This window comes from Micromonospora sp. NPDC049201, assembly GCF_055586805.1.
On record NZ_JBVJHM010000007.1, the window covers coordinates 356,419 to 379,756 of the forward strand.

At 72.4% G+C, this 23,338-nt stretch carries 18 protein-coding genes; 15 read left to right on the forward strand and 3 right to left on the reverse strand.

From position 1 onward, the window contains the following. The 4 genes from ACZ6O5_RS17730 to ACZ6O5_RS17745 all read left to right on the forward strand — a co-directional run bounded on the left by ACZ6O5_RS17730 (position 1) and on the right by ACZ6O5_RS17745 (position 8,552). Positions 1-6,114 (forward strand): RHS repeat-associated core domain-containing protein, encoded by a 6,114-nt coding sequence (locus ACZ6O5_RS17730; RefSeq protein ID WP_465978352.1) that lies wholly within the window; start codon positions 1-3, stop codon positions 6,112-6,114. Between the two features lie 30 nt (positions 6,115-6,144). After that, the gene (locus tag ACZ6O5_RS17735) at positions 6,145-6,645 is read left to right on the forward strand and encodes a hypothetical protein (protein WP_465978354.1); all 501 of its coding nucleotides are present in this window, start codon (positions 6,145-6,147) and stop codon (positions 6,643-6,645) included. 163 nt (positions 6,646-6,808) lie between these two features. Further along, positions 6,809-7,987 carry a chorismate synthase gene (gene aroC / locus ACZ6O5_RS17740; RefSeq protein ID WP_465978356.1) on the forward strand — a complete coding sequence of 393 codons (1,179 nt, stop codon included), beginning with the start codon at positions 6,809-6,811 and terminating at the stop codon, positions 7,985-7,987. Between the two features lie 55 nt (positions 7,988-8,042). Further along, a complete protein-coding gene (locus tag ACZ6O5_RS17745) occupies positions 8,043-8,552 on the forward strand; it encodes a shikimate kinase (protein ID WP_465978358.1) in 510 nt (169 codons plus the stop codon). Here the strand turns inward: ACZ6O5_RS17745 and ACZ6O5_RS17750 are convergent. Next, complete coding sequence (locus ACZ6O5_RS17750) at positions 8,542-9,345, reverse strand: cytochrome c oxidase assembly protein (protein ID WP_465978360.1); 804 nt, start codon at positions 9,343-9,345, stop codon at positions 8,542-8,544. The genes ACZ6O5_RS17745 and ACZ6O5_RS17750 overlap by 11 nt on opposite strands. Next, on the reverse strand, positions 9,324-9,824 hold the full coding sequence (locus ACZ6O5_RS17755; protein WP_465978362.1) for a DUF2243 domain-containing protein: 501 nt from the start codon (positions 9,822-9,824) through the stop codon (positions 9,324-9,326). The genes ACZ6O5_RS17750 and ACZ6O5_RS17755 overlap by 22 nt, the downstream gene beginning before the upstream one ends. Positions 9,825-9,916: 92 nt before the next feature. Here ACZ6O5_RS17755 and aroB point away from each other — a divergent pair, with 92 nt between their 5' ends. Genes aroB through nusB form a run of 4 tightly spaced genes read left to right on the forward strand, consistent with a single transcriptional unit; the run spans position 9,917 to position 12,472 of the window. After that, positions 9,917-10,993 (forward strand): 3-dehydroquinate synthase, encoded by a 1,077-nt coding sequence (gene aroB / locus ACZ6O5_RS17760; RefSeq protein ID WP_465978364.1) that lies wholly within the window; start codon positions 9,917-9,919, stop codon positions 10,991-10,993. Continuing rightward, positions 10,990-11,439, forward strand: coding sequence for a type II 3-dehydroquinate dehydratase (aroQ, locus tag ACZ6O5_RS17765; protein WP_465978366.1), 450 nt, complete (start codon positions 10,990-10,992; stop codon positions 11,437-11,439). The genes aroB and aroQ overlap by 4 nt, the downstream gene beginning before the upstream one ends. A gap of 41 nt (positions 11,440-11,480) precedes the next feature. After that, the gene (efp, locus tag ACZ6O5_RS17770) at positions 11,481-12,038 is read left to right on the forward strand and encodes an elongation factor P (protein ID WP_107160036.1); all 558 of its coding nucleotides are present in this window, start codon (positions 11,481-11,483) and stop codon (positions 12,036-12,038) included. A 23-nt stretch (positions 12,039-12,061) separates the two neighbouring features. Then, positions 12,062-12,472: a transcription antitermination factor NusB gene (gene nusB, locus ACZ6O5_RS17775; protein ID WP_405094207.1), complete on the forward strand. Its 411-nt coding sequence runs from the start codon at positions 12,062-12,064 to the stop codon at positions 12,470-12,472. A 73-nt stretch (positions 12,473-12,545) separates the two neighbouring features. On the opposite strand, the gene bldD is transcribed toward nusB, so the two are convergent. Beyond that, positions 12,546-13,034, reverse strand: a complete 489-nt coding sequence (gene bldD, locus ACZ6O5_RS17780) for a transcriptional regulator BldD (RefSeq protein ID WP_013285505.1) — start codon at positions 13,032-13,034, stop codon at positions 12,546-12,548. Positions 13,035-13,320: 286 nt separating this feature from the next. Between bldD and pyrR the strand changes: the two genes are divergently transcribed. The 7 genes from pyrR (at position 13,321) to ACZ6O5_RS17815 (ending at position 23,264) form a co-directional block, all read left to right on the forward strand. Next, positions 13,321-13,905 carry a bifunctional pyr operon transcriptional regulator/uracil phosphoribosyltransferase PyrR gene (gene pyrR, locus ACZ6O5_RS17785; protein ID WP_281939725.1) on the forward strand — a complete coding sequence of 195 codons (585 nt, stop codon included), beginning with the start codon at positions 13,321-13,323 and terminating at the stop codon, positions 13,903-13,905. A 55-nt stretch (positions 13,906-13,960) separates the two neighbouring features. Further along, positions 13,961-14,887, forward strand: coding sequence for an aspartate carbamoyltransferase catalytic subunit (locus tag ACZ6O5_RS17790; RefSeq protein ID WP_465978368.1), 927 nt, complete (start codon positions 13,961-13,963; stop codon positions 14,885-14,887). Continuing rightward, on the forward strand, positions 14,884-16,161 hold the full coding sequence (locus ACZ6O5_RS17795) for a dihydroorotase (RefSeq protein ID WP_465978370.1): 1,278 nt from the start codon (positions 14,884-14,886) through the stop codon (positions 16,159-16,161). The genes ACZ6O5_RS17790 and ACZ6O5_RS17795 overlap by 4 nt, the downstream gene beginning before the upstream one ends. A gap of 55 nt (positions 16,162-16,216) precedes the next feature. Continuing rightward, positions 16,217-17,365 carry a glutamine-hydrolyzing carbamoyl-phosphate synthase small subunit gene (gene carA / locus ACZ6O5_RS17800; protein ID WP_465978372.1) on the forward strand — a complete coding sequence of 383 codons (1,149 nt, stop codon included), beginning with the start codon at positions 16,217-16,219 and terminating at the stop codon, positions 17,363-17,365. Further along, entirely contained in the window at positions 17,358-20,705 is a 3,348-nt protein-coding gene (carB, locus tag ACZ6O5_RS17805; RefSeq protein WP_465978374.1) for a carbamoyl-phosphate synthase large subunit, read from the forward strand. The genes carA and carB overlap by 8 nt, the downstream gene beginning before the upstream one ends. 94 nt (positions 20,706-20,799) lie before the next feature. Then, positions 20,800-21,813: a quinone-dependent dihydroorotate dehydrogenase gene (locus tag ACZ6O5_RS17810; RefSeq protein ID WP_465978376.1), complete on the forward strand. Its 1,014-nt coding sequence runs from the start codon at positions 20,800-20,802 to the stop codon at positions 21,811-21,813. 176 nt (positions 21,814-21,989) lie between these two features. Beyond that, entirely contained in the window at positions 21,990-23,264 is a 1,275-nt protein-coding gene (locus ACZ6O5_RS17815; protein ID WP_465978378.1) for an adenosylmethionine--8-amino-7-oxononanoate transaminase, read from the forward strand. The last annotated feature ends 74 nt before the right edge of the window (positions 23,265-23,338 follow it).

Here is a 23,338-nt window from a genome sequence, read left to right on the forward strand (position 1 = left end):
ATGAGCCTGGCGATGACGCTGTCCGACCTGCCCGTGCGGCGGGCGGAGGCGGCACCCAAGCCGAAGCCGGTCGGCGCACTGGACCGACCCGACGAGATGGCGGCCCTGGTCACCGCCCGGATGACCGGCCGGGACGTTCGCATCACCGGCATGACGACCGAGTCCGCCGAGTACCTCGCCCACCCGAACGGCCAGATCGAGGCGAAGGTCCACGCCGGACCGGTCCGGATGCGCAGGAACGGCGGCTGGACGCCGATCGACCTCACCCTCCAGCCCGCCGCCGACGGCTCCGTGCAAGCCGTGGCGCACCCGCTCGACCTGCGCATCTCCGGTAAGCGTTCCGGCGCGGGTGAACTCGCCGCGGTCGGCGCCGGCGCCGGCCGGTTCGCGCTCGGTTGGCCGGGCGCGCTGCCGACGCCGATCCTCGCCGAGAACCGTGCGACCTATCCCGAGATCGCCCCGGGGATCGACCTGGTCGTCGAGGCGACCCGGACCGGCTTCTCCCAGTTCCTGACCGTCAAGAGCCGCGATGCGGTCGACCGCCTGCCCTCGCTGGCGCTTCCGCTGACCGGCAAGGGCCTCTCCTCGTTCACGCAGGACCCGGCGGGCGGCCTCACCCTGCTCAACGCCAAGGGCAAGCCGGTCGCCACGGTCCCCGCGCCGCAGATGTGGGACGCCCGGCGTGCCCCCGGCTCCGAGGAGCCGACCCGCCGCGCCATGGTCAGGACGAAGGCGGAGCGCCCCTCGGCGGGTGCCCGCGCCGCCGCTCCGAACGGGCTCACCATGCGGTTGCAGCCCGACCTGGCCTGGTTGAAGGACCCGGCCACCCAGTACCCGGTCACCATCGACCCGCAGATCAACCCGCTCTACACCTCCTTCGACACCTATGTGAAGGAGGGCGACACCGTCGACCGCGGCGGGGCGAACGACCTTCAAGTCGGCCTACTGGCCGGCTCGCCCAGCGTGAAGTCACGCGCGTTCGTGAACTGGCCGGTCTCCGCGCTCGCCGGCAAGCAGGTCACCGCGGCGACGGTCTACTTCTGGAACTTCTGGTCCAACACCTGCACCGCGAACTCCTGGGAGATCTGGACCACAGGCGCCGCCTCCTCGGCGACCCGCTGGGGCACCCAGCCCACCTGGATCCAGAAGGAAGCCATCTCCACCCAGACCAAGGGCTTCTCGTCGACCTGCGACGACGGCTGGGTGAGCGTCAGCGGCACCAGCTTCTTCCAGCGGGCCGCCACCGCCGGCCAGTCCACCGCCTACATGGGCGTGCGGGGCACCGACGAGACGAACGCCAACAGCTTCAAGCAGTTCCGCTCCCGTAACGCGGTCGACAGCAGCCAGGTCCCGTACGCGGTGGTGACCTACAACTCGTACCCGACGGTCGGCACCCGCTCGACGGTGCCGTCGACGGCCTGCGTCACCGGCGCCTCCCGACCGACCGTCAACACCGCCACGCCGCAGCTCAAGTCGGTCATCTCCGACGCCGAGGGTTCGACGGTGAAGGCCGAGGTCGAGTGGTGGACGCTGACCGGCACCACCAAGCTGGGCAGCACGATCACGGCTACCGCCGCCTCCGGCAGCACCTTCGGCGCCACGGTGCCGGCCGGCGTCATGACCAACGGCTCGTCCTACAAGTGGCGGGTACGCGGCAACGACGGCTCGGTGGACGGCGCGTGGTCGCCGTTCTGTGAGTTCACCGTGGACACGTCGATCGGCGCGCCGCCGATCGTCAGCTCCTCGACCTACCCGGAGAACCAGTGGGGTGGCGACGCGAACGTCGCCGGCAACTTCACGTTTGACCCGAACGGCATCGCCGACGCCGCCGCCTACGAGTACAGCCTCGACGTGCAGCCGCCGAACAAGGTGGTCAACGCGCCGTCGCCGGGCACCGCTGCCACGGTGAGCATCAAGCCGCTCACCCCGGGCTGGCACAACGTCTGGGCGCGTACCCGGGACTCGGCCGGCAACCTCACCGCGCTGCGCAGCTACCCGTTCAAGGTCGGCTCCGGCTCCCAGGACTCGCCGAAGGAGGGTGACGTCTCCGGCGCCAAGGTGGTGCTCGCCGCCACGGCCGCACCGTCCTTCGTCGACGTCACCTACCAGTGGCGCCGCGCCGGCTCGGACTCCTGGGTCACCATCCCGGCGGGGCACGTCAGCTACGCCGTCGGCGGAGGGCCGGTCACCTGGCCGGTCGCCCTGACCAGCGGCACCGCGGCGAAGCTGAACTGGGACGTCGCCGCCACGCTCGCCTCGGTGGACGCGGCGAGCATCCCGCGCGACGGGCCGGTGCAGGTCCGGCCCTACTTCAACCTGAGCAACTACGGGGCGCCGGCCGATCAGGTCAAGTTCCGCTTCGACCGGAACCTCGCCTCGGCCGACACCGTCCAGGTGGGGCCCGGCTCGGTCAACCTGATCACCGGCAACTACCAGATCTCCGCTCCGGACGTCTCGGCTGCCGGGTTGTCCATCTCCCGCACCGTCAACAGCCGGCAGCCCCTCGGCCTCGATCCGCTCTTCGGTCCGGGCTGGGTCTCCGGTCTGGTGGTGTCCGACGCGGAAGCGCCCTACACCAGGCTGACCGCCTACGGCAGCCTGGTCCAGGTGAAGCTCCCGGACGACTCGTCGATCGGTTTTACCAAGGTCGACAGCGCTGGGGTCAACTACGAGCCCCAGGTCGGCGCGGAGTCCTACAAGCTGACCTTCAGCTCGGCCGCCAACACCTTCACCCTCGCCGACGAGAAGGGGAACGTGGTCACGTTCACCCGGACCTCGACGGACCCGGCGAACGTCTGGACTCCCACCTCGGTGACGCCGCCGGGGTCGGGGAGCGCCACCACCTACTCCTGGGAGAAAGTGACGCTGGGGACCAACGACGTCATGCGGCCGACCCGTCTGCTGTCCCCGGTGCCGGCCGGCGTCAGCTGCACCACGCTGGTCCGTGGCTGCCGCGCCCTGACCTTCACCTACGCCGCCACCACCACGGCCATCGGCCTCGGTGACGGTCAGTGGGGCGACTACGTCGGCCGGGTGAAGCAGATCTCCTACACCGCCTGGGACCCGGACCTGTCCACCCCGGCGATGCGGACCGTCGTGCTGGCCCGCTACACCTATGACAACAGCGGCCGGCTTCGGAGCGTGCACGACCCCCGGCTGGACTACACCGACGGGAGCGGGCCGCACTCGCTGCGGACCGTCTACTACTACGACTCGAACGGCATCATCGTCTCGCTGACCCCGCCGGCCCAGCAGCCGTGGCAGTTCTCGTACACCACCACGCCGAGCGACCCCGGCAAGGGCCGGCTCTACAAGGTGACCCGGTCGGCGTTGACCGCGGGAACCTCCGTGCAGACGGTCGTCTACCAGGTGCCGACCTCCGGCAGCGGCGCGCCGTACGACCTGTCCGGCGCGCAGACCGCACGGTGGGCGCAGGCGGAGCCACCGACCGACGCCACGGCCGTCTTCCCGGCCACCGAGGTGCCGACCGGCGACCCGAGCACCGGTACGCTGCCCAGCTCCTACCAGCGTGCGACGGTCACTTACCTGGACGCCAACGCCCGTGTGGTCAACATGGCCGAACCGGGTGGGCGCGTCACCGCCACCTCCTACGACCGGTACGGCAACGTCGTGCAGGAGTTGACCGCCGGCAACCGCCAGCGGGCGCTGGACGCGTCACCAGGCGACACCGTCAGCGCCGAGGCGCAGCTCGCGGCGAAGCTGACCACCTTCAACGTCTACTCCACCGACGGCCAGTTGCTGCTGGAGACGTTCGGCTCCGAGCATGATGTGATGCTCGACTCCGGCACGGTCGTGCGCGGTCGACAGCACGCCCGGCTCACCTACGACCAGGGGGCGCCGAGCAGCGGCGGGCCCTACAAGCTGGTGACCACCGAACGGTCATCGGTCAGCTATGTCAGCGCCGGACAGACCCTGGACGCGGACACCCGCACCACCACCACCGACTACGACTGGACGCTGCGCCAGCCGGTCAAGGCCACCGTCGATCCGGGCGACCTGGACCTGGTCACCCGAACGGGCTACGACAGCGAAGGGCGCGTGGTCAGCACCACGGCCCCGGCCGGTGGCAGCGCGGACACCACACCGGCGACCCGGGTCACGGTCTACTACCGGGCGGCGGCCAACGCCACCTACCCGGAGTGCGGCAACCGGCCGGAGTGGGACGGCCTGGTCTGCCGCACGCAGACCGGCGGTCAGCCCGAGTCCGGGCCGGAACTACCGGTCACGGCCGTCACCTACGACATGTTCGGGCAGCCGCGCCGGCAGACGGTGAAGACCGGATCGGGTGAGCTGCGGCGGACCGACCTCACCTACGACGCCGCCGGGCGTCAGTCGGAGATGTCGGTGACCGCGGCCGGTCTGGGCACGGCGCTGGAGAAGCGGCGCACCGTCTACGACCAGGCCAGCGGGCAGGCGGTCCGGAGCCAGACGGTCAACGGCTCCGGGACGGTGACGGCGGAGATCATCCGCGAGTACGACAGCCTGGGCCGGATGGCCTCGTACACCGACGCCGACGGCACGGTCACCGCCAGCACCTTCGACATCGCGGGCCGGCCGGCCACCGTCAATGACGGCAAGGGCACCCGTACCTTCACCTTCGACGGCGGCAGCGAGCGACGCGGCCTGCCGACGTCGGTGGCGGACACCCAGACGGGCACCTTCACCGCCAGCTACGACAACGATGGGATCCCGGTCAGCCAGACCTGGCCCAACGGACTCGTGGTGAACCTGACCACCGACGAGAGCGGCGCGGCCCGCGGCATCACCTACACCAAGCCGGGCTGCGGCCAGAGCAACTGCACCCTCTACAGCGAGACGGTCACCGCCAGCGCCCACGACCAATGGCGCAGCCGCTCGTCGACCCTGTCCTCGCAGGTCTTCAGCTACGACCAGGCCGCCCGGCTCACCGGCGTGGCGGACACCGTGGCCGGCCAGTGCAGCACCCGCGGGTACGGCTTCGACGAGGCCACCAACGGCACCAGTCAGGTGGCGTACGGCCCGGCGACGGGCGGCGCCTGTCAGACGACCACGGCCGGCGCCAGCCGGGAGTGGAGCTATGACAGCGCCGACCGCACCACCGGGACCGGCTACACCTACGACGCGCTCGGCCGGACGCTGACCCAGCCGGCCGTCGACCTCGCGGTCTCGGGTGCGGCGGGAAGCACCATGACCTACCACGTCAACGACATGGTGCGCAGCATCACCCGAGGCACTCGCACCACCACCTACAACCTGGATGTCGTGCCCAACCGGATCCGCTCCTGGACCGACACCGCCGACAGCCTCACCCGGATCAACCACTACAGCGCCGACGGTGACAGTCCGAGCTGGACCGACGAGGGCGGCGGCCGGCACTCCCGGGCCATCAGTGGGCTCGCCGGCATCGCCGGCCTGTTCACCAGCACCGTCGGTGTCGTCTGGCAGATCACCAATCTGCACGGCGATCTCGTCGCTGGGATGACCGAAACCGGCGTCGGGCTGGCCTACACCAGTGAGTACGACGAGCACGGCAACGCGCGCAATCCCGCGGACGCCGGCACCCGACGCTACGGCTGGCTCGGCACCCACCAACGCGCCGCCGACACCCCCGACGGCTCGATCCTCATGGGCTCCCGCCTCTACAACCCCAGCACCAGCCGATTCCTCTCCACCGACCCGATCTACGGGGGCAACTCCAATCCGTACGAATACGGCACCGGCGACTCGGTCAACAAGGAGGACACCACCGGCAATCTGTCGTGCTGGCGCACCAGCCTCAGCTCCCGTAAGTGGTACTACTGGTGGGGCGGCTGGGGTGGCTACCGCGTCGACTGGAACTTCCAGTGCTACATCTCCCACAGTGACGTGAGGTTCCTGACCAGATGGGGCTTCGCGTACGCCATCATCGGCGCGATCGCGGCCGTCTTCTCCGGGCCGGCCGGGGCCGCGTTCGCCGTCGCGGCCGGTGCGATCGCCTGGTTCGTCTGGGAGTACAGCGAACGGTGCACCCGGAAGCGGGGAGCGTACGTCAACGGGTACTTCCGCTGGTGGACGAACCGCAGCCGGCAGTACCAGTGGGGATATGGCTGGACCACCAGCAAGTTCTGTGCCTAGGCCGACAGTGGAGTTTGGAGAGGCAGGCGGATGAAACCACGGGTCGACGTCTGGTTGGCCGGCCGAACGGCCGGTGAGCTGGCGCCCGCGCCGAGATCGATCATCGACGGCAGTGAGGCGGCCACCGTGGCGCGCGTCTGCTGCCTGGGCCGGTACGGGTTGAGTCGGTCCGTGGTCAGCCTCCCGGTGGGTGTGGCTGCGGCCGAGCGGTTCACCCGGACCTGCCGGACGGAGACCATCTGGCGGCGCAGGGTGTTCCCGGCGGTGCTCGTCGCGGCGGTTCTGCTCGTCGTCGCGTACGTCGTCGACTCGGTGCGCGACGACGCGCGGCACATGGTGGTGACACTGCTGGTGGCGCTCGTGCTGGCGGTCGTGGTGCTGGCCGGAAGGCTCGCTCTGAACCTGCGGCGCTCACCGCATCATCCGAGGGAGGTGAAGGGCGACGTCTATCTCCGGGACGTCGACCGGGAGGTGGTCGAGATCTGGATCGGTCTCAATCCCGCGGGGGCCATCAAGATCATTGATGGCTGACGGGTCCGCGGTACACGGATAGGTGACACCAGATCCTGGGTGGGCGTCGGTCGACGCCCACCCAGGATCGGTGCGGCGCTCGGCGTCGAACGCGGGTGTCCGCAGAGCGGGACGTGGTGGGCAGCGCATCGGTGGGGCCCCGACGCGTGACACACTGGCCGCTGTGTTGCGCTGGCTGACTGCAGGTGAATCGCACGGACCCGCCCTCGTCGCGCTGATGGAGGGGGTGCCCGCCGGCATCGAGGTGACCACCACCGAGATCGGCGGCGAGCTGGCCCGCCGCCGGCTCGGCTACGGTCGGGGTGCCCGAATGGCGTTCGAGCAGGACGAGATCGAGATCATCGGCGGGCTCCGGCACGGCGTGACGCTGGGCAGTCCGGTGGCGATCCGGGTGGGCAACTCCGAGTGGCCCAAGTGGCAGACGGTGATGGCCGCCGACCCGGTCGACCCGGCGGAGCTGGCCGCGCAGGCCCGCAACGCGCCGCTGACCCGCCCCCGACCGGGCCACGCCGACCTGGCCGGGATGCAGAAGTACGGCCACACCGACGCCCGGCCGATCCTGGAGCGGGCCAGCGCCCGGGAGACCGCCGCCCGGGTCGCCGTCGGCACGGTCGCCAAGGCGCTGGTGCGGCAGGCGCTCGGCGTGGAGATCGTCTCGCACGTGGTGGAGCTGGGCCCGGTGGTCGCCAAGCCGGGCCTGCGCCCGACTCCGGAGGACGCGGCGCGGATCGACGCGGACCCGCTGCGCTGCCTCGACGCCGAGGCGAGCGCCCGGATGGTCGCCGAGGTCGACGCCGCGAAGAAGGACGCCGACACGCTCGGCGGCGTGGTCGAGGTGCTCGCGTACGGCGTGCCGCCGGGCCTGGGCAGTCACGTGCAGTGGGACCGCAAGCTCGACGCCCGGCTGGCCACCGCGCTGATGTCGATCCAGGCGATCAAGGGTGTCGAGATCGGCGACGGGTGGCAGCAGGCGCGTTCCCGTGGCTCGGAGGCGCACGACGAGATCATCCCCACCGCCACCGGCGTGCGTCGGGTCACCGACCGGGCCGGCGGCCTGGAGGGCGGCATCACCACCGGCGAGCCGCTGCGGGTGAAGGCGGCGATGAAGCCGATCTCTTCGCTGAACCGCGCGCTCGCGACGATCGACGTGACCACCGGCGAGCCGGCCACCGCGATCAACCAGCGCTCCGACGTGTGCGCGGTGCCGGCGGCGGCGGTGGTCGCCGAGGCCATGGTGGCGCTCGTGCTGGCCGAGGCCGCGGTGGAGAAGTTCGGCGGCGACTCGGTCGCCGAGATGCGCCGCAACCTGGCGAGCTACCTCGACAGCCTGGTTGTTCGGTGAGCGCGAGGAACGCAGCGCAGCGGAGTCCCGCAGTCGCGAACGGAGGGCCGGCACAGTGAGCACCCGGCCGGTCTGCGTGCTGGTCGGGGCGCCCGGCTCCGGCAAGACCACGGTGGGCACGGCGCTCGCCGCCGCGCTCGGCGTCGACTTCCGGGACACCGACACGGACATCGAGCGCCTGGCCGGCAAGCCGATCCCGGAGATCTTCGTCGACGAGGGCGAGGACCACTTCCGTACGCTGGAGCGGGCCGCCGTGGCGGCGGCGCTGGCCTCGCACGCCGGTGTGCTCGCGCTCGGCGGCGGCGCGGTCCTGGCCGAGGAGAACCGGGCCGCGCTGATCGGCCACACGGTGGTGCACCTGTCGGTGGAGCTGTCGGACGCGATCCGGCGGGTCGGGCTGGGCGCCGGCCGGCCGCTGTTGGCGTTGAACCCGCGGGCCACCCTCAAGTTCCTGCTGGATCAGCGCCGCCCGCTGTACGCCGAGGTGGCGACCGCGACCGTGGTGACCGACGGCCGCGCGCCGGAGGAGCTGGCCGCCGAGATCGCCGCCCTGCTCAAGCCCTGACCGGCGCGGCGGCGGGCCGGGTGGCCGGACGGCCGGCGGGGCGCTCCGGCCGCCAGGTGGCGAGCAACGCGAGCGCGAGGGCGATCTCGGCCAGGTCACCGAGGTAGTACATGAGCGTGGCGCCGGCCCGCAGCTCGGCGCCGGTGGCCGGCACGTCGACGAGCACGCCGGCGTAGAGCAGTTGGGCGATCGTGGCGTGGGCGGCGACGCCGGCGCCGAGCACCACGAGGCGTACCGGCACCCGGGGGCGGTGCGGGCCGGGGTCCCGCCCGGCGACGGACCAGGCGAACAGGAAGCCGCTGAGCAGGAAGTGCGCCTGTACCAGCGTGTGCAGCAGCGGGTTCTCCAGCGTCGCCCGGTACAGCGGGGTGAGGTAGAGCAGCCACAGCCCGCCGGCGGTGAGCAGCAGGCCGGTCACCGGGTGACCGAGCACCCGCGCGGCCGGGTGCCGCAGCAGGTGGACCAGCCGTCGTGCGGTGCGCCGGTCCAGGGTGCGCAGCAGCAGGGTGACCGGCGCGCCGAGCACCAGCGCCAGCGGCGCCAGCATGCCGATCAGCAGGTGCTGCCACATGTGCCGGACGAAGTCGTCGCCGGGCGCGAGCAGCCCCGCCGCCACGAGCAGCGTGCCCAGCCCGAAGCTGACGGTCCGCCGGTGCGCCCAGCCGGGGCCGCCCGGGTCGCGCAGCCGCAGCGCGGCGGCCAGGTAGGCCCAGAACATGACCGCCGGGAGCAGCGCGGTCGCCGGGAAGCCGCCGGCGTGCCCGGCGTGGCTCACCGCGTCCGCGGCGCGCACAGGTCGATCGCGGCGGCCCGCCGCTGGATCGCCCAGCCGACCGCGACCAGGAGTACGCCGAGCGCCAGGAAACCGAGATCCCACCAGGTCTGGTACGGGCCGCCACGGACGTGGTGGATGCCGAGCAGGTGGTGGTCGACGACGCCCTCCACCAGGTTGAACAGGCCCCAGCCGACGAGCACCCAGCCCCAGAGCATGGGGGAGCGCCAGAGCCGGCCTCGGGACCGGGTCACCCGGGAGTAGAGCAGGGCCAGCCCGGTCAGCACCGCCACCCAGGTGACGACGTGGAACAGGCCGTCCCACAGCGTGTTCATCTGGAGGCCGGGCACGGTGTCGACCGGGTAGTCCCGGATCCCCACCCGGTCGGTCGCGGTGCTGCTGAGCATGTGGTGCCACTGGAGGACCTGGTGCAACGCGATGCCGTCGACGAAGCCACCGAGGCCGACGCCGAGGATCGTGGCGGGAAGGCGGATGCTCATCCCGCCGCCCTACCCGGGGTGGGGCCGGACAAACGCCCCACGGAGTGGACAGTCGCCGCGCCGGGGGCGGGCGCTGGACTAGGCTGCCGGCGATGGACGAGGTGACCCGGATCCCGGTCGGCGGCGAACGGCCGTACGACGTGCTGGTGGGACGCGACCTGCTCGACCCGCCGCCCGAGCTGCTGCCCGGCGCGGAGCGGGTGGCCTACCTGTACGCTCCGCCGCTCAAGGCGTTGGCCGAGCGGCTCGCCGAGCGGGCCCGCGCCGACGGTGTCACGCCGCTGCTGGTGGAGGTGCCGGACGCCGAGGCGGGCAAGCACGTCGACGTGGCCGCGGCCTGCTGGGACCGGCTCGGCGCGGCCGGTTTCACCCGGACCGACGCGGTGGTCGGGGTGGGCGGCGGCGCGGTGACCGACCTGGCCGGCTTCGTCGCGGCCAGTTGGCTGCGCGGGGTGCGCTGGGTGCCGGTGGCGACCTCGCTGCTCGGCATGGTCGACGCGGCGGTCGGCGGCAAGACCGGGATCAACACGGCCGCCGGCAAGAACCTGGTCGGCGCGTTCCACCCGCCGGCCGGCGTGCTCTGCGACCTCGCGACGCTGGACGCGCTGCCCCCGGCCGACCTGGCCGCCGGGATGGCCGAGGTGGTCAAGTGCGGCTTCATCGCCGACCCGGTGATCCTCGACCTGGTCGAGCGGGACCGGACGGCCGCGCTGGACCCGACCGGCCCGGTGGTCCGGGAGCTGGTCGAGCGGGCGGTGCGGGTCAAGGCCGACGTGGTCGGCGGTGACCTGCGCGAGTCCGGGGTCCGCGAGGTGCTCAACTACGGGCACACGCTCGCCCACGCGATCGAGAAGGCGGAGGGGTACCGCTGGCGGCACGGTCACGCGGTCGCCGTCGGGCTGGTCTACGCCGCCACCCTCGCGCGGCTCGCCGGCCGGCTCGACGAGGCCACCGCGCGCCGGCACCGGGACGTGTTGACCGCGCTCGGCCTGCCCACCGGCTACCGCGCGGACGCCTGGCCGGAGCTGCTCGCCGCGATGCGGGTGGACAAGAAGGCCCGGGGGAGCCGGCTGCGCTTCGTGGTGCTGGACGGCCTGGCCCGCCCGGCCATCCTGGAGGCCCCGCCGGACGAGCTGCTGGCCGCGGCCTACCGGGAGATCAGCTCGTGAGGGTGTACGTGCTGAACGGGCCGAACCTGGGCCGGCTCGGCACCCGCCAGGTCGACGTGTACGGCGTGACCAGCTACGCCGACCTGGTCGCCCTGTGCGAGCGGACCGGGCGGGAGCTGGGGCTGGACGTGGTGGTGCGGCAGACCGACGCCGAGCACGAGCTGCTGGGCTGGCTGCACCAGGCGGCGGACGAGGAGGCGGCGGTGGTGTTGAACCCGGCCGCCTGGTCGCACTATTCGATAGCGGTCAGGGACGCCTGCGCCATGGTGCGTGGCCCGCTGGTCGAGGTGCACATCTCCAACATCCACGCCCGGGAGGAGTTCCGGCACCGTTCGGTGGTCTCGGCGGTGGCCACCGGCGTGATCTGCGGCCTGGGCGTGGACGGCTACCGCCTGGCGCTGCACCATCTGGCGCAGCGTGCGAGTCCGATTCGACACAGCGAGTAGACTTTGCAGGTCTGTCCGCCAATTGATGATCAAGGCAGGAAATGGCCTCCACCAACGACCTGAAGAACGGCCTGGTACTCAACCTGGACGGCGAGCTGTGGGCCGTCGTCGAGTTCCAGCACGTCAAGCCCGGTAAGGGTGGTGCGTTCGTGCGTACCACGCTGAAGAACGTGCTGTCCGGCAAGGTGGTCGACAAGACCTTCAACGCGGGCACCAAGGTCGAGACCGCCACCGTCGACAAGCGCACCATGCAGTACCTGTACGCCGACGGCGAAGACTACGTCTTCATGGATCTGGAGACGTTCGACCAGATCACCGTGATGGGCGGCACCGTCGGCGAGGCCGCCAACTACCTCCTCCCGGAGGCCGAGGCGACCGTCGCCACCCACGAGGGCGTCCCGCTCTACATCGAGCTGCCGACCTCGGTCGTGCTCGAGGTCACCTACACCGAGCCGGGCCTGCAGGGCGACCGGTCCACCGGCGGCAACAAGCCGGCCACGGTCGAGACCGGCGCCACCGTCCAGGTGCCGCTGTTCATCACCACCGGCGAGAAGATCAAGGTCGACACCCGCGACGGCCGTTACCTCGGCCGAGCCTGATGGCTGAGGGTCCGAAGCAGCAGATGCCGGCGCGCCGCAAGGCGCGCAAGCGGGCGCTGGACGTGCTCTTCGAGGCCGACCTGCGGGACCGGCCCCCGGTCGAGGTGCTCGCCGGCTACCTGGAGCGGATCGAGCAGCCCCGCCCCGACCACCTCGGCTACGCGGTCGGGCTGGTCGAGGGCGTCGCGGCGCACCTCGACCGGATCGACGAGATCATCGCCAGCTACGCCGAGGGGTGGACGCTGGAGCGGATGCCGGTGGTCGACCGCAACCTGGCCCGGATCGCCGTGTACGAGTTGCTCTACGTCGACGAGATCGACGACGCGGTGGCGATCAGCGAGGCCGTCGAGCTGGCCCGGCAGATGTCGACCGACGACTCGCCCCGCTTCCTCAACGGCATTCTCGGCCGGATCGCCGAGTACGCCAGCCGCTGAGGCTCCGCACCTGGTGACGACGAAGGGCCCGTGCCGTCCGGCACGGGCCCTTCGTGGTGCGTGGCTCAGGGGGTCAGGAGGCGAAGAACGCCCGCGGGTCGGCGACCAGCACACCGTGCTCGGTGAGCCGCTCGATCAGGCCCGACGGTGAGGCGTCGTAGACGATCGCGAGGGCCCGCAGGTCGTCGGCGCGGATGGAGAGCACCCGGCCGTTGTAGTCGCCGCGCTGCTGCTGGATGGCGCGGGCGTACCGGGCGACGTAGGCCAGGTCCTCGGAGGCCTCGTCGTAGAGCCGCTCCAGGTCCAGCACGATCTTGCTGGTGGGCTCGTGACGCACCCCGCTGCCGTCGGGCAGCAGCTCCGAGACGGGAACGCGGTAGAAGTCGGCCAGCTCCGCCAGGCGGGACACGGTGACGGCGCGGTCGCCGCGCTCGTACGAGCCGACCACCACGGCCTTCCACCGCCCGTTCGACTTCTCCTCCACCCCCTGCAGGGACAGGCCCTGCTGCTGGCGGATGGAGCGCAGGCGGGCGCCCAGCGACTTGGCGTATTCAGAGGGCATTCGGACACTCCCAGTGCTGCTCGGGGTTCTCCCAGCTATCGCTACGGAGCGTGACGGTACGGGGATTGCGACAACTGGTCAAGTGGTGGTGTCGGGGACGTTCGACAGGCCGGTGTGGCTTGTCCACATTTCGCCGGGCTGACCGGCAGGTCAGGACCGGCGGCAGCGGGGCCGGTGACCGCTGGTAACGTGGCATGGAGCCCCGGTCCGGGCCCCGCGCGGGCCCGCCGGAGTCGATAGACGTCCTTTAACGACCCGTCCCGTGAGGCGGGGAAGGAGGTCCGCCGTGGCCTACCCACCGGCTGCCCATTCGTCGCCGCCGCGACAACCCTCGGTGAAGGTGATCCTCGCCGCAGCCGACGTCTCGCGGGTGGTCGACCGCATCGCCCACCAGATCCTGGAGAAGACCCAGGGCGCCGCCGACACCGTGCTGCTCGGCATCCCCACCCGGGGTGTGCCCCTGGCCCGCCGCCTCGCGGCCCGGATCAGCACGTTCGAGGACGTGACCGTTCCGGTGGGCGTGCTCGACATCACTCTCTACCGCGACGACCTGCGCCGGCACGCCACCCGCGCGGTCGGCCCGACCGACCTGCCGCCGGGTGGGATCGACGGTCGGCGGGTCGTGCTCGTCGACGACGTGCTCTTCTCCGGCCGCACCGTGCGGGCCGCGCTGGACGCGCTCAGCGACGTCGGCCGCCCGGCCTCCGTGCAACTCGCCGTCCTGGTCGACCGCGGCCACCGCCAACTGCCGATCCGCGCCGACTACGTGGGCAAGAACATCCCCACCGCGTTGGCCGAGAACGTCAAGGTCACCCTCGCCGAGACCGACGGCGCCGACGAGGTACGGCTGTACGGAGGGGATTCCCGGTGAGCGCGAGGAGCGCAGCGGAGCGGAGCCCCGCAGTCGCGAACGAAGGGCCAGCTCGATGATCCGGCACCTGCTCTCCGGCGCCGACCTGGACGCCGACACCGCCACCCTGGTCCTGGACACCGCCGCCGAGATGGCGACCGTGGCCGGCCGGGAGGTCAAGAAGCTGCCCGCGCTGCGCGGGCGCACCGTGGTCAACCTGTTCTACGAGGACTCCACCCGGACCCGGATCTCGTTCGAGGCCGCCGCCAAGCGGCTCAGCGCCGACGTGATCAACTTTTCCGCCAAGGGCTCCAGCGTGGCCAAGGGCGAGAGCCTGAAGGACACCGCGCTCACCCTCCAGGCGATGGGCGCCGACGCGGTGGTGGTCCGGCACCCCGCCTCCGGCGCGCCGCACCGGCTGGCCGACTGGGTGGACGGGTCGGTGGTCAACGCCGGCGACGGCACCCACGAGCACCCCACCCAGGCGCTGCTGGACGCGTACACCATGCGGTCCCGGCTGGGCCGGCTCGCCGGCCTGCACGTGGCGATCGTCGGCGACGTGCTGCACTCCCGGGTGGCCCGCTCCAACGTGCTGCTGCTCACCACGCTCGGCGCCAAGGTCACGCTGGTCGGCCCGCCGACGCTCATCCCGGTCGACATCGCGACCGCGCTCGCCCCCGGCATCGGCGTCTCCTACGACCTCGACACCGTTGCACCCGGTGTGGACGTGGTGATGATGCTGCGGGTGCAGCGGGAGCGGATGAGCGACTCCTACTTCCCGTCGGCCCGCGAGTACGCCCGGCGCTACGGGCTGGACGGGCCACGCATGCGCCGGCTGCCCGAGCACGCGATCGTCATGCACCCCGGCCCGATGAACCGGGGGATGGAGATCACGCCCGAGGTCGCCGACTCACCCCGCTCCACCATCGTCGAACAGGTCGCCAACGGGGTCTCCGTGCGGATGGCCGTCCTCTACCTGCTGCTCGGAGGGAACAACCGGTGACCGCGTACCTCATCACCAACGTCAGCGTCGTCGGCGGCGAGCCGACCGACCTGCTCATCCGCGACGGCGTGGTGGCCGGGACGGGCCAGGGGCTCGCCGCGGACGACGCCACCGTCGTCGACGCGACCGGCCTGGTCGCGCTGCCCGGCCTGGTCGACCTGCACACCCACCTGCGCGAACCCGGCCGGGAGGACGCCGAGACGGTCGAGTCCGGCTCCCGGGCGGCGGCGCTCGGCGGCTACACGGCGGTCTGCGCGATGGCGAACACCTCGCCGGTCGCGGACACCGCCGGCGTGGTCGAGCAGGTCTGGCGGCTGGGCCGGGAGGCCGGCCTGGTCGACGTGCAGCCGATCGGCGCGGTCACCGTCGGGCTGGCCGGCGAGCGGCTGGCCGAGCTGGGCGCGATGGCCGACTCCGCGGCCCGGGTGCGGATCTTCTCCGACGACGGGCACTGCGTCGCCGACCCGCGGCTGATGCGCCGCGCGCTGGAGTACGTCAAGGCGTTCGACGGGGTGATCGCCCAGCACGCCGAGGAGCCCCGCCTCACCGAGGGCGCGCAGATGCACGAGGGTGAGGTCTCCACCCGCCTCGGCCTGACCGGATGGCCGGCCGTGGCCGAGGAGGCGATCATCGCCCGGGACGTGCTGCTCGCCGAGCACGTGGGCAGCCGGCTACACGTCTGCCACGTCTCCACCGCCGGCAGCGTCGAGGTGCTGCGCCAGGCCAAGGCGCGCGGCGTGCGGGTGACCGCCGAGGTGACCCCGCACCACCTGCTGCTGACCGACGAACGTGCGGAGAGCTACGACCCGGTCTTCAAGGTCAACCCGCCGCTGCGCACCGCCGCCGACGTCGCCGCGCTGCGCACCGCGCTGGCCGAGGGCGTGATCGACATCATCGCCACCGACCACGCGCCGCACGCCGTGGAGGACAAGGAGTGCGAGTGGGCGTACGCCCGGCCGGGCATGCTCGGCCTGGAGACCGCGCTCTCCATCGCGCTCGACGTGCTCGGCCCGCGGTGGGACCTGATCGCCGAGCGCATGTCGCGGGTCCCGGCCCGGATCGCCGGGCTGGCCGGGCACGGCCTCGATCCGGCCCCCGGCGTGCCGGCCAACCTGACCCTGGTCGACCCGGCGGCCCGGCGCGTGATCGAGCCCGCCGAGCTGGCCAGTCGCAGTCGCAACACCCCGTACGCCCGCATGACGCTGCCGGGTCGCATCGTGGCGACCTTCCTGCGCGGCGAGCCGACGGTCCTGGACGGAAAGGCTGTCAAGTGAGCGCGAGGAACGCAGCGCAGCGGAGTCCCGCAGTCGCGAACGGAAGGCGGGCGCAGTGAGCAGTAGGCGGAGAAGCGCGATCCTCGTCCTGGAGGACGGGCGCACGTTCCACGGCGAGGCGTACGGCAGCGTCGGGGAGACCTTCGGTGAGGCGGTCTTCAACACCGGCATGACCGGCTACCAGGAGACGCTCACGGACCCCTCCTACCACCGTCAGGTGGTGGTGCAGACCGCGCCGCACATCGGCAACACCGGCGTCAACGGCGAGGACGACGAGTCCGGCCGGATCTGGGTGGCCGGGTACGTGGTGCGCGACCCGGCCCGGATCGGCTCGAACTGGCGCGCCACCGGTGGGCTGGAGGACCGGCTCGCCGCCGAGGGCGTGGTCGGGATCAGCGGGATCGACACCCGGGCGCTCACCCGGCACCTGCGCGAACGCGGCGCGATGCGGGTCGGTGTCTCCAGCGTCGACGACGACCCGGCCGCCCTGCTCGATCGGGTCCGCCGCGCGCCGTCGATGGTCGGCGCGGACCTGTCCGCCGAGGTGACCACCGCCAAGCCGTACGTGGTGGAGGCCGTCGGCGAGCACCGGTTCACGGTGGCCGCGCTGGACCTGGGCATCAAGCGCAACGTGCCGCGCCGGCTCGCCGCCCGCGGCGTCACCACCCACGTGCTGCCGGCCGGCTCGACGATCGAGGACCTGCTCGCCACCGGCGCGGACGCGGTGTTCCTCTCACCCGGCCCGGGTGACCCGGCGACCGCCGCCGGGCCGGTGGCGCTGGCCCGCGAGGTGCTCACCCGCCGGATCCCGCTGTTCGGCATCTGCTTCGGCAGCCAGATCCTCGGCCGGGCGCTCGGCTTCGGCACCTACAAACTGGGGTACGGCCACCGCGGCATCAACCAGCCGGTGCTCGACCGGGCCACCGGCAAGGTCGAGGTGACCAGCCACAACCACGGCTTCGCGGTCCAGGTGCCCGGGGTGTCCTCCGGCGCGGTCGTCCCCGACCAGGTGGTCGACACCGCGTTCGGTGGCGTCCGGGTCTCCCATGTCTGCCTCAATGACAACGTGGTCGAGGGGCTGCGGGCCGAGGACGTGCCCGCCTTCACCGTCCAGTACCACCCGGAGGCGGCGGCCGGCCCGCACGACGCGGACTACCTGTTCGACCGCTTCGCGGAACTCATCGAAGGCGGCAAGCATGCCTAAGCGGACCGACCTGAAGCACGTCCTGGTGATCGGCTCCGGGCCGATCGTGATCGGACAGGCCTGCGAGTTCGACTACTCCGGCACCCAGGCCTGCCGGGTGCTGCGCAGCGAGGGGATCCGGGTCAGCCTGGTCAACTCCAACCCGGCCACGATCATGACGGACCCGGAGTTCGCCGACGCCACGTACGTCGAGCCGATCACCCCGGAGTTCGTCGAGCTGGTCATCGCCAAGGAGCGCCCGGACGCGCTGCTGCCCACGCTGGGCGGGCAGACCGCGCTGAACACCGCGGTCGCGCTGCACGAGGCGGGCGTGCTGGAGAAGTACGGCGTCGAGCTGATCGGCGCCAACATCGACGCCATCAACCGGGGCGAGGACCGCCAGCTCTTCAAGGACATCGTGGCCAAGGCCGGCGTACGCCTGGGTCTGGACGACCCGTCCACGCTGACCCCGCGCTCGCGGGTCTGCCACTCCATGGACGAGGTCCGCGACACCGTCGCCGACCTGGGCCTGCCGGTGGTCATCCGGCCGTCGTTCACCATGGGCGGTCTCGGCTCCGGGATGGCGCACACCGACGAGGACCTGGAACGCATCGCCGGGGCGGGCCTGGCGGCCAGCCCGGTGCACGAGGTGCTCATCGAGGAGAGCGTGCTCGGCTGGAAGGAGTACGAGCTCGAACTGATGCGGGACCGGCACGACAACGTGGTGGTGGTCTGCTCGATCGAGAACGTCGACCCGATGGGCGTGCACACCGGCGACAGCGTCACCGTCGCCCCGTCGATGACGCTCACCGACCGGGAGTACCAGCGACTGCGCGACCTCGGCATCGCGGTGCTGCGCGAGGTCGGGGTGGACACCGGCGGCTGCAACATCCAGTTCGCGGTGAACCCGGCCGACGGCCGGATCGTCGTGATCGAGATGAACCCGCGGGTGTCCCGCTCCTCGGCGCTGGCGTCCAAGGCGACCGGCTTCCCGATCGCGAAGATCGCCGCGAAGCTCGCCATCGGCTACACGCTCGACGAGATCCCCAACGACATCACGCTCAAGACGCCGGCCGCGTTCGAGCCGACGCTCGACTACGTGGTGGTGAAGATCCCCCGGTTCGCGTTCGAGAAGTTCCCCGGCGCCGACCCGGAGCTGACCACCACCATGAAGTCGGTGGGCGAGGCGATGAGCCTGGGCCGCAACTTCACCGAGGCGCTGAACAAGGCGATGCGCTCGATGGAAACCAGGGCGGCCGGCTTCTGGACCGTCCCCGACCCGGCGGGCGCCACGAAGGAGAACACCCTCACGGCGCTGCGGATGCCGCACGACGGCCGGCTCTACACCGTCGAGCGGGCGCTGCGCCTCGGCGCGTCGATCGCCGAGGTGGCCGAGGCGTCCGGCGGCATGGACCCGTGGTTCCTGGACCAGATCGCCGCGCTGGTCGAGCTGCGCGCCGAGATCGTCGACGCCCCGGTGCTCGACGCCGCGCTGCTGCGTCGCGCCAAGCGTGCCGGCCTGTCCGACCGGCAGCTCGCCGCGCTCCGCCCCGAGCTGGCCGCCGAGGACGGCGTCCGGACGCTGCGCCACCGGCTCGGGATCCGGCCGGTCTACAAGACGGTGGACACCTGCGCGGCCGAGTTCGAGGCGACCACGCCCTACCACTACTCGACGTACGACTCGGAGACCGAGGTGGTGCCCTCGGCCCGGCCCAAGGTGCTCATCCTCGGCTCCGGGCCGAACCGGATCGGGCAGGGCATCGAGTTCGACTACTCGTGCGTGCACGCCGTCCAGGCGCTCAGGGGGGTGGACTACGAGACGGTCATGGTCAACTGCAACCCGGAGACCGTGTCCACCGACTACGACACCGCCGACCGGCTCTACTTCGAGCCGCTGACGTTCGAGGACGTGCTGGAGGCGTGGCACGCCGAGGACTCGTCCGGCAGGGCGGCCGGCGGCCCCGGCGTGGTCGGGGTGATCGTGCAGCTCGGCGGCCAGACCCCGCTCGGCCTCGCCCAGCGGCTCAAGGACGCCGGGGTGCCGATCGTGGGCACCTCGCCGGAGTCGATCCACCTGGCCGAGGAGCGGGGCGCGTTCGGCGCGGTGCTGGACCGGGCCGGGCTGCGCGCGCCCGCGCACGGCATGGCCACCTCGTACGACGAGGCGAAGGCGATCGCGGACGAGATCGGATACCCGGTGCTGGTCCGCCCGTCGTACGTGCTCGGCGGCCGGGGCATGGAGATCGTCTACGACGACGCCACGCTGCGCGACTACATCGGCCGGGCCACCGACATCTCACCGGACCACCCGGTGCTGGTGGACCGTTTCCTCGACGACGCCATCGAGATCGACGTGGACGCGCTCGTCGACGCGGACGGCGACGTCTACCTGGGCGGCGTGATGGAGCACATCGAGGAGGCCGGCATCCACTCCGGCGACTCGTCCTGCGCGCTGCCGCCGATCACGCTGGCCGGCTCGCACCTGACCCAGGTGCGCCGCTACACCGAGGAGATCGCCCGCGGGGTGGGGGTGCGCGGCCTGCTCAACGTCCAGTACGCGTTGCAGGGCGACACGCTCTACGTGCTGGAGGCCAACCCGCGCGCCTCCCGGACCGTGCCGTTCGTGTCGAAGGCGACGGCGGTGCCGCTGGCCAAGGCGGCGGCCCGGATCGCGCTGGGCGCCACGATCGCGCAGTTGCGGGCCGAGGGGATGCTGCCGCCGACCGGGGACGGCGGCACCATGCCGCCGAACGCGCCGATCGCGGTCAAGGAGGCGGTGCTGCCGTTCAAGCGGTTCCGCACGCCGTCCGGCAAGGGCATCGACGTGCTGCTCGGCCCGGAGATGCGCTCCACCGGCGAGGTGATGGGCATCGACACCGGCTTCGGCCAGGCGTTCGCCAAGTCGCAGGCCGCCGCGTACGGGTCGCTGCCCACCGCCGGGAAGATCTTCGTCTCGGTGGCCAACCGGGACAAGCGCGGCATGATCTTCCCGATCAAGCGCCTGGCCGACCTGGGCTTCGAGATCGTCGCCACCACCGGCACGGCCGAGGTGCTGCGCCGGCACGGCATCGCCTGCGAGCAGATCCGCAAGCACTACGAGTCGGGTGAGGGCGCGGACGCGGTCTCGCTGATCCTCGGCGGCGACGTCGCGCTCGTGGTGAACACGCCGCAGGGCTCGGGCGCGAGCGCCCGCTCGGACGGCTACGAGATCCGCAGCGCCGCCGTGACGGCGGACATCCCGTGCGTCACCACGGTTCCGGGCGCGGCGGCGGCGGTGATGGGCATCGAGGCGCGCATCAACGGCGACCTCCAGGTCCGCCCGCTCCAGGACCTGCACGCCGCGCTCCGGGCCAACGAGTGACCACCCGGACACCCGCGTCGATCATGAGGTTGGCGGCGGTGGAGGAGCGCCACGTCGCCGCCAACCTCATGGTCACCGATTCGGAGGGCGAACGGTGATCTTCGAGAAGGTGGTGCGGCCCCGGCTGTTCGCGCTCGGGGGCGGGGACGCGGAGGCGGCGCACGAGTGGACGCTGGCGCGGCTCGCCGGGCTGGCGCGGCGGCCGGCGGCGCTGGCGGCGCTGCGCCGGGCGTACTTCCGGGCCGCGCCGCGCACCGTGTTCGGGGTGCGGTTCCCGAACCCGGTCGGGCTGGCGGCCGGGATGGACAAGAACGGCGTCGCGTTGCCGGCCTGGCCGGCGCTGGGCTTCGGCTTCGTCGAGGTCGGCACCGTGACCGCGCACGCCCAACCGGGCAACCCCCGGCCGCGACTGTTCCGGCTGCGCGACAGCGAGGCCGTGGTCAACCGGATGGGCTTCAACAACGCCGGCGCCGAGGCGCTCGCCGCCCGGCTGGCGGCGTTGCCGCGCCCGCTCGGCGTCCCGCTGGGCATCTCGCTGGGCAAGTCCAAGGTGACCCCGCTGGACGAGGCGGTCGAGGACTACCTCGCCTCCTACCGGGCGCTCAAGGACCACGGCGACTACTTCGCGGTCAACGTGTCCTCGCCGAACACCCCGGGCCTACGGTCGTTGCAGGACCGGTCCCACCTGGACGCGCTGCTCGCCGCGCTGGTCGGCGAGAAACCGGTGCTGGTGAAGATCGCCCCGGACCTGACCGAGCCGGCCGTGGCGGAGCTGCTGGAGGTGTGCCTCGACCGGGGCGCGGCCGGCGTCATCGCCACCAACACCACGCTCGGCCGGGACGGGCTCGCCCCGGCCGACCGGGCGCGCGGCGCCGAGACCGGCGGCCTGTCCGGCCGTCCGCTGACCGCACGCGCCCGCGAGGTGGTGGCCTTCGTGCACCGGGAGACCGGCGGACGACTGCCGGTGATCGGCGTCGGCGGCATCCTCGACCCGGACGACGCGACCCGCATGTTCGACGCCGGCGCCGCCCTGGTGCAGCTCTACACCGGCTTCATCTACCGCGGCCCCGCCCTCACCCGAGCCATCACCACCCACCCCACCCCCTGACCCGCCCCCCCACCCCACCCCCACCCCCCACCCCCACCCCCACCCCCACCCCCACCCCCGCGCCCTGACCCCCGATCTCCCGCGCGATCTTGCAGTTCCCGCCCCAGCAAACCGAACATTTCGGGCGTAACGCGGGCCGAAAGTGCAAGATCGTGCGAGAGAGCGAAGGAGGAGCTGTGACGCCCGAGGAGATCCTCGCCCTGGACCGGCGGCACGTGTGGCACCCGTACGCGGCGTTGCCGCCGGCCGGTCCGCCGCTCGTGGTGGAGAGCGCGTCCGGAGTGCGGCTGCGGCTGGCCGACGGCCGGGAGCTGGTCGACGGGATGTCGTCGTGGTGGGCGGCGATCCACGGCTACCGCCACCCGGTGCTGGACGCGGCCGTGACCGACCAGCTCGGCCGGATGAGCCACGTGATGTTCGGCGGGCTCACCCACGAGCCCGCGGTACGCCTGGCGCGCACCCTGGTCGAGCTGGCCCCGGACGGCCTGGAGCACGTCTTCCTGGCCGACTCCGGCTCGGTGAGCGTCGAGGTCGCGGTGAAGATGGCCCTCCAGTACCAGCGCGCCGTGGGGCGTCCGGAGCGCCGCCGGCTGGGCACCTGGCGGGGCGGCTACCACGGCGACACGTTCCATCCGATGAGCGTCTGCGACCCGGAGGGCGGCATGCACCACCTCTGGGGCGACGTGCTGCCCCGGCAGGTGTTCGCGCCGCTGCCGCCGGCCGGCTTCGACGCCCCGCCCGACCCGGCGTACGAGGCGGCGCTGGTGGACGCCGTCGAGCGGCACGCCGCCGAGTTGGCCGCGGTGATCGTGGAGCCGGTGGTCCAGGGCGCCGGCGGGATGCGGTTCCACCATCCGCACTACCTGCGGGTGCTGCGCGAGGTGACCCGGGCACACGGCATCCTGCTGATCTTCGACGAGATCGCCACCGGCTTCGGCCGGACCGGGCGGATGTTCGCCGCCGAGCACGCCGGCGTCACGCCGGACGTGCTCTGCGTCGGCAAGGCGCTCACCGGCGGCTACCTGACGCTGGCGGCGGCGCTCTGCACCCCGGCGGTGGCCGGCGCGATCTCGGCCGGCGGCGTGCTGGCGCACGGGCCGACGTTCATGGGCAACCCGCTCGCCTGCGCGGTCGCGAACGCCTCGCTGGGCCTGCTGCGCGCGGGCGACTGGGCCGGGCGGGTGGCGGGGATCGCCGCCGGGCTGCGGGACGGCCTGGCGCCGTTGCGCGGCACGCCCGGGGTGGCCGACGTGCGGGTGCTCGGCGCGATCGGGGTGGTGCAACTGGACCACGAGGTGGACCTGCCCCGGGCCACCGCCGCGGCGGTGGCCGAGGGGGTGTGGCTGCGCCCGTTCCGCGACCTCGTCTACACCATGCCGCCGTACGTCTGCGACGCCGCGGACGTGGCACGGATCGCCGCCGGCGTGGCGGCGGCGGTCAAGGCCGGTTGAGCCCGACCGGGGCGGTCAGGGCCGGTTGAGCCCCGATCGGGGCGGTCAGGGCCGGTTGAGCCCGGCGGGGGCGG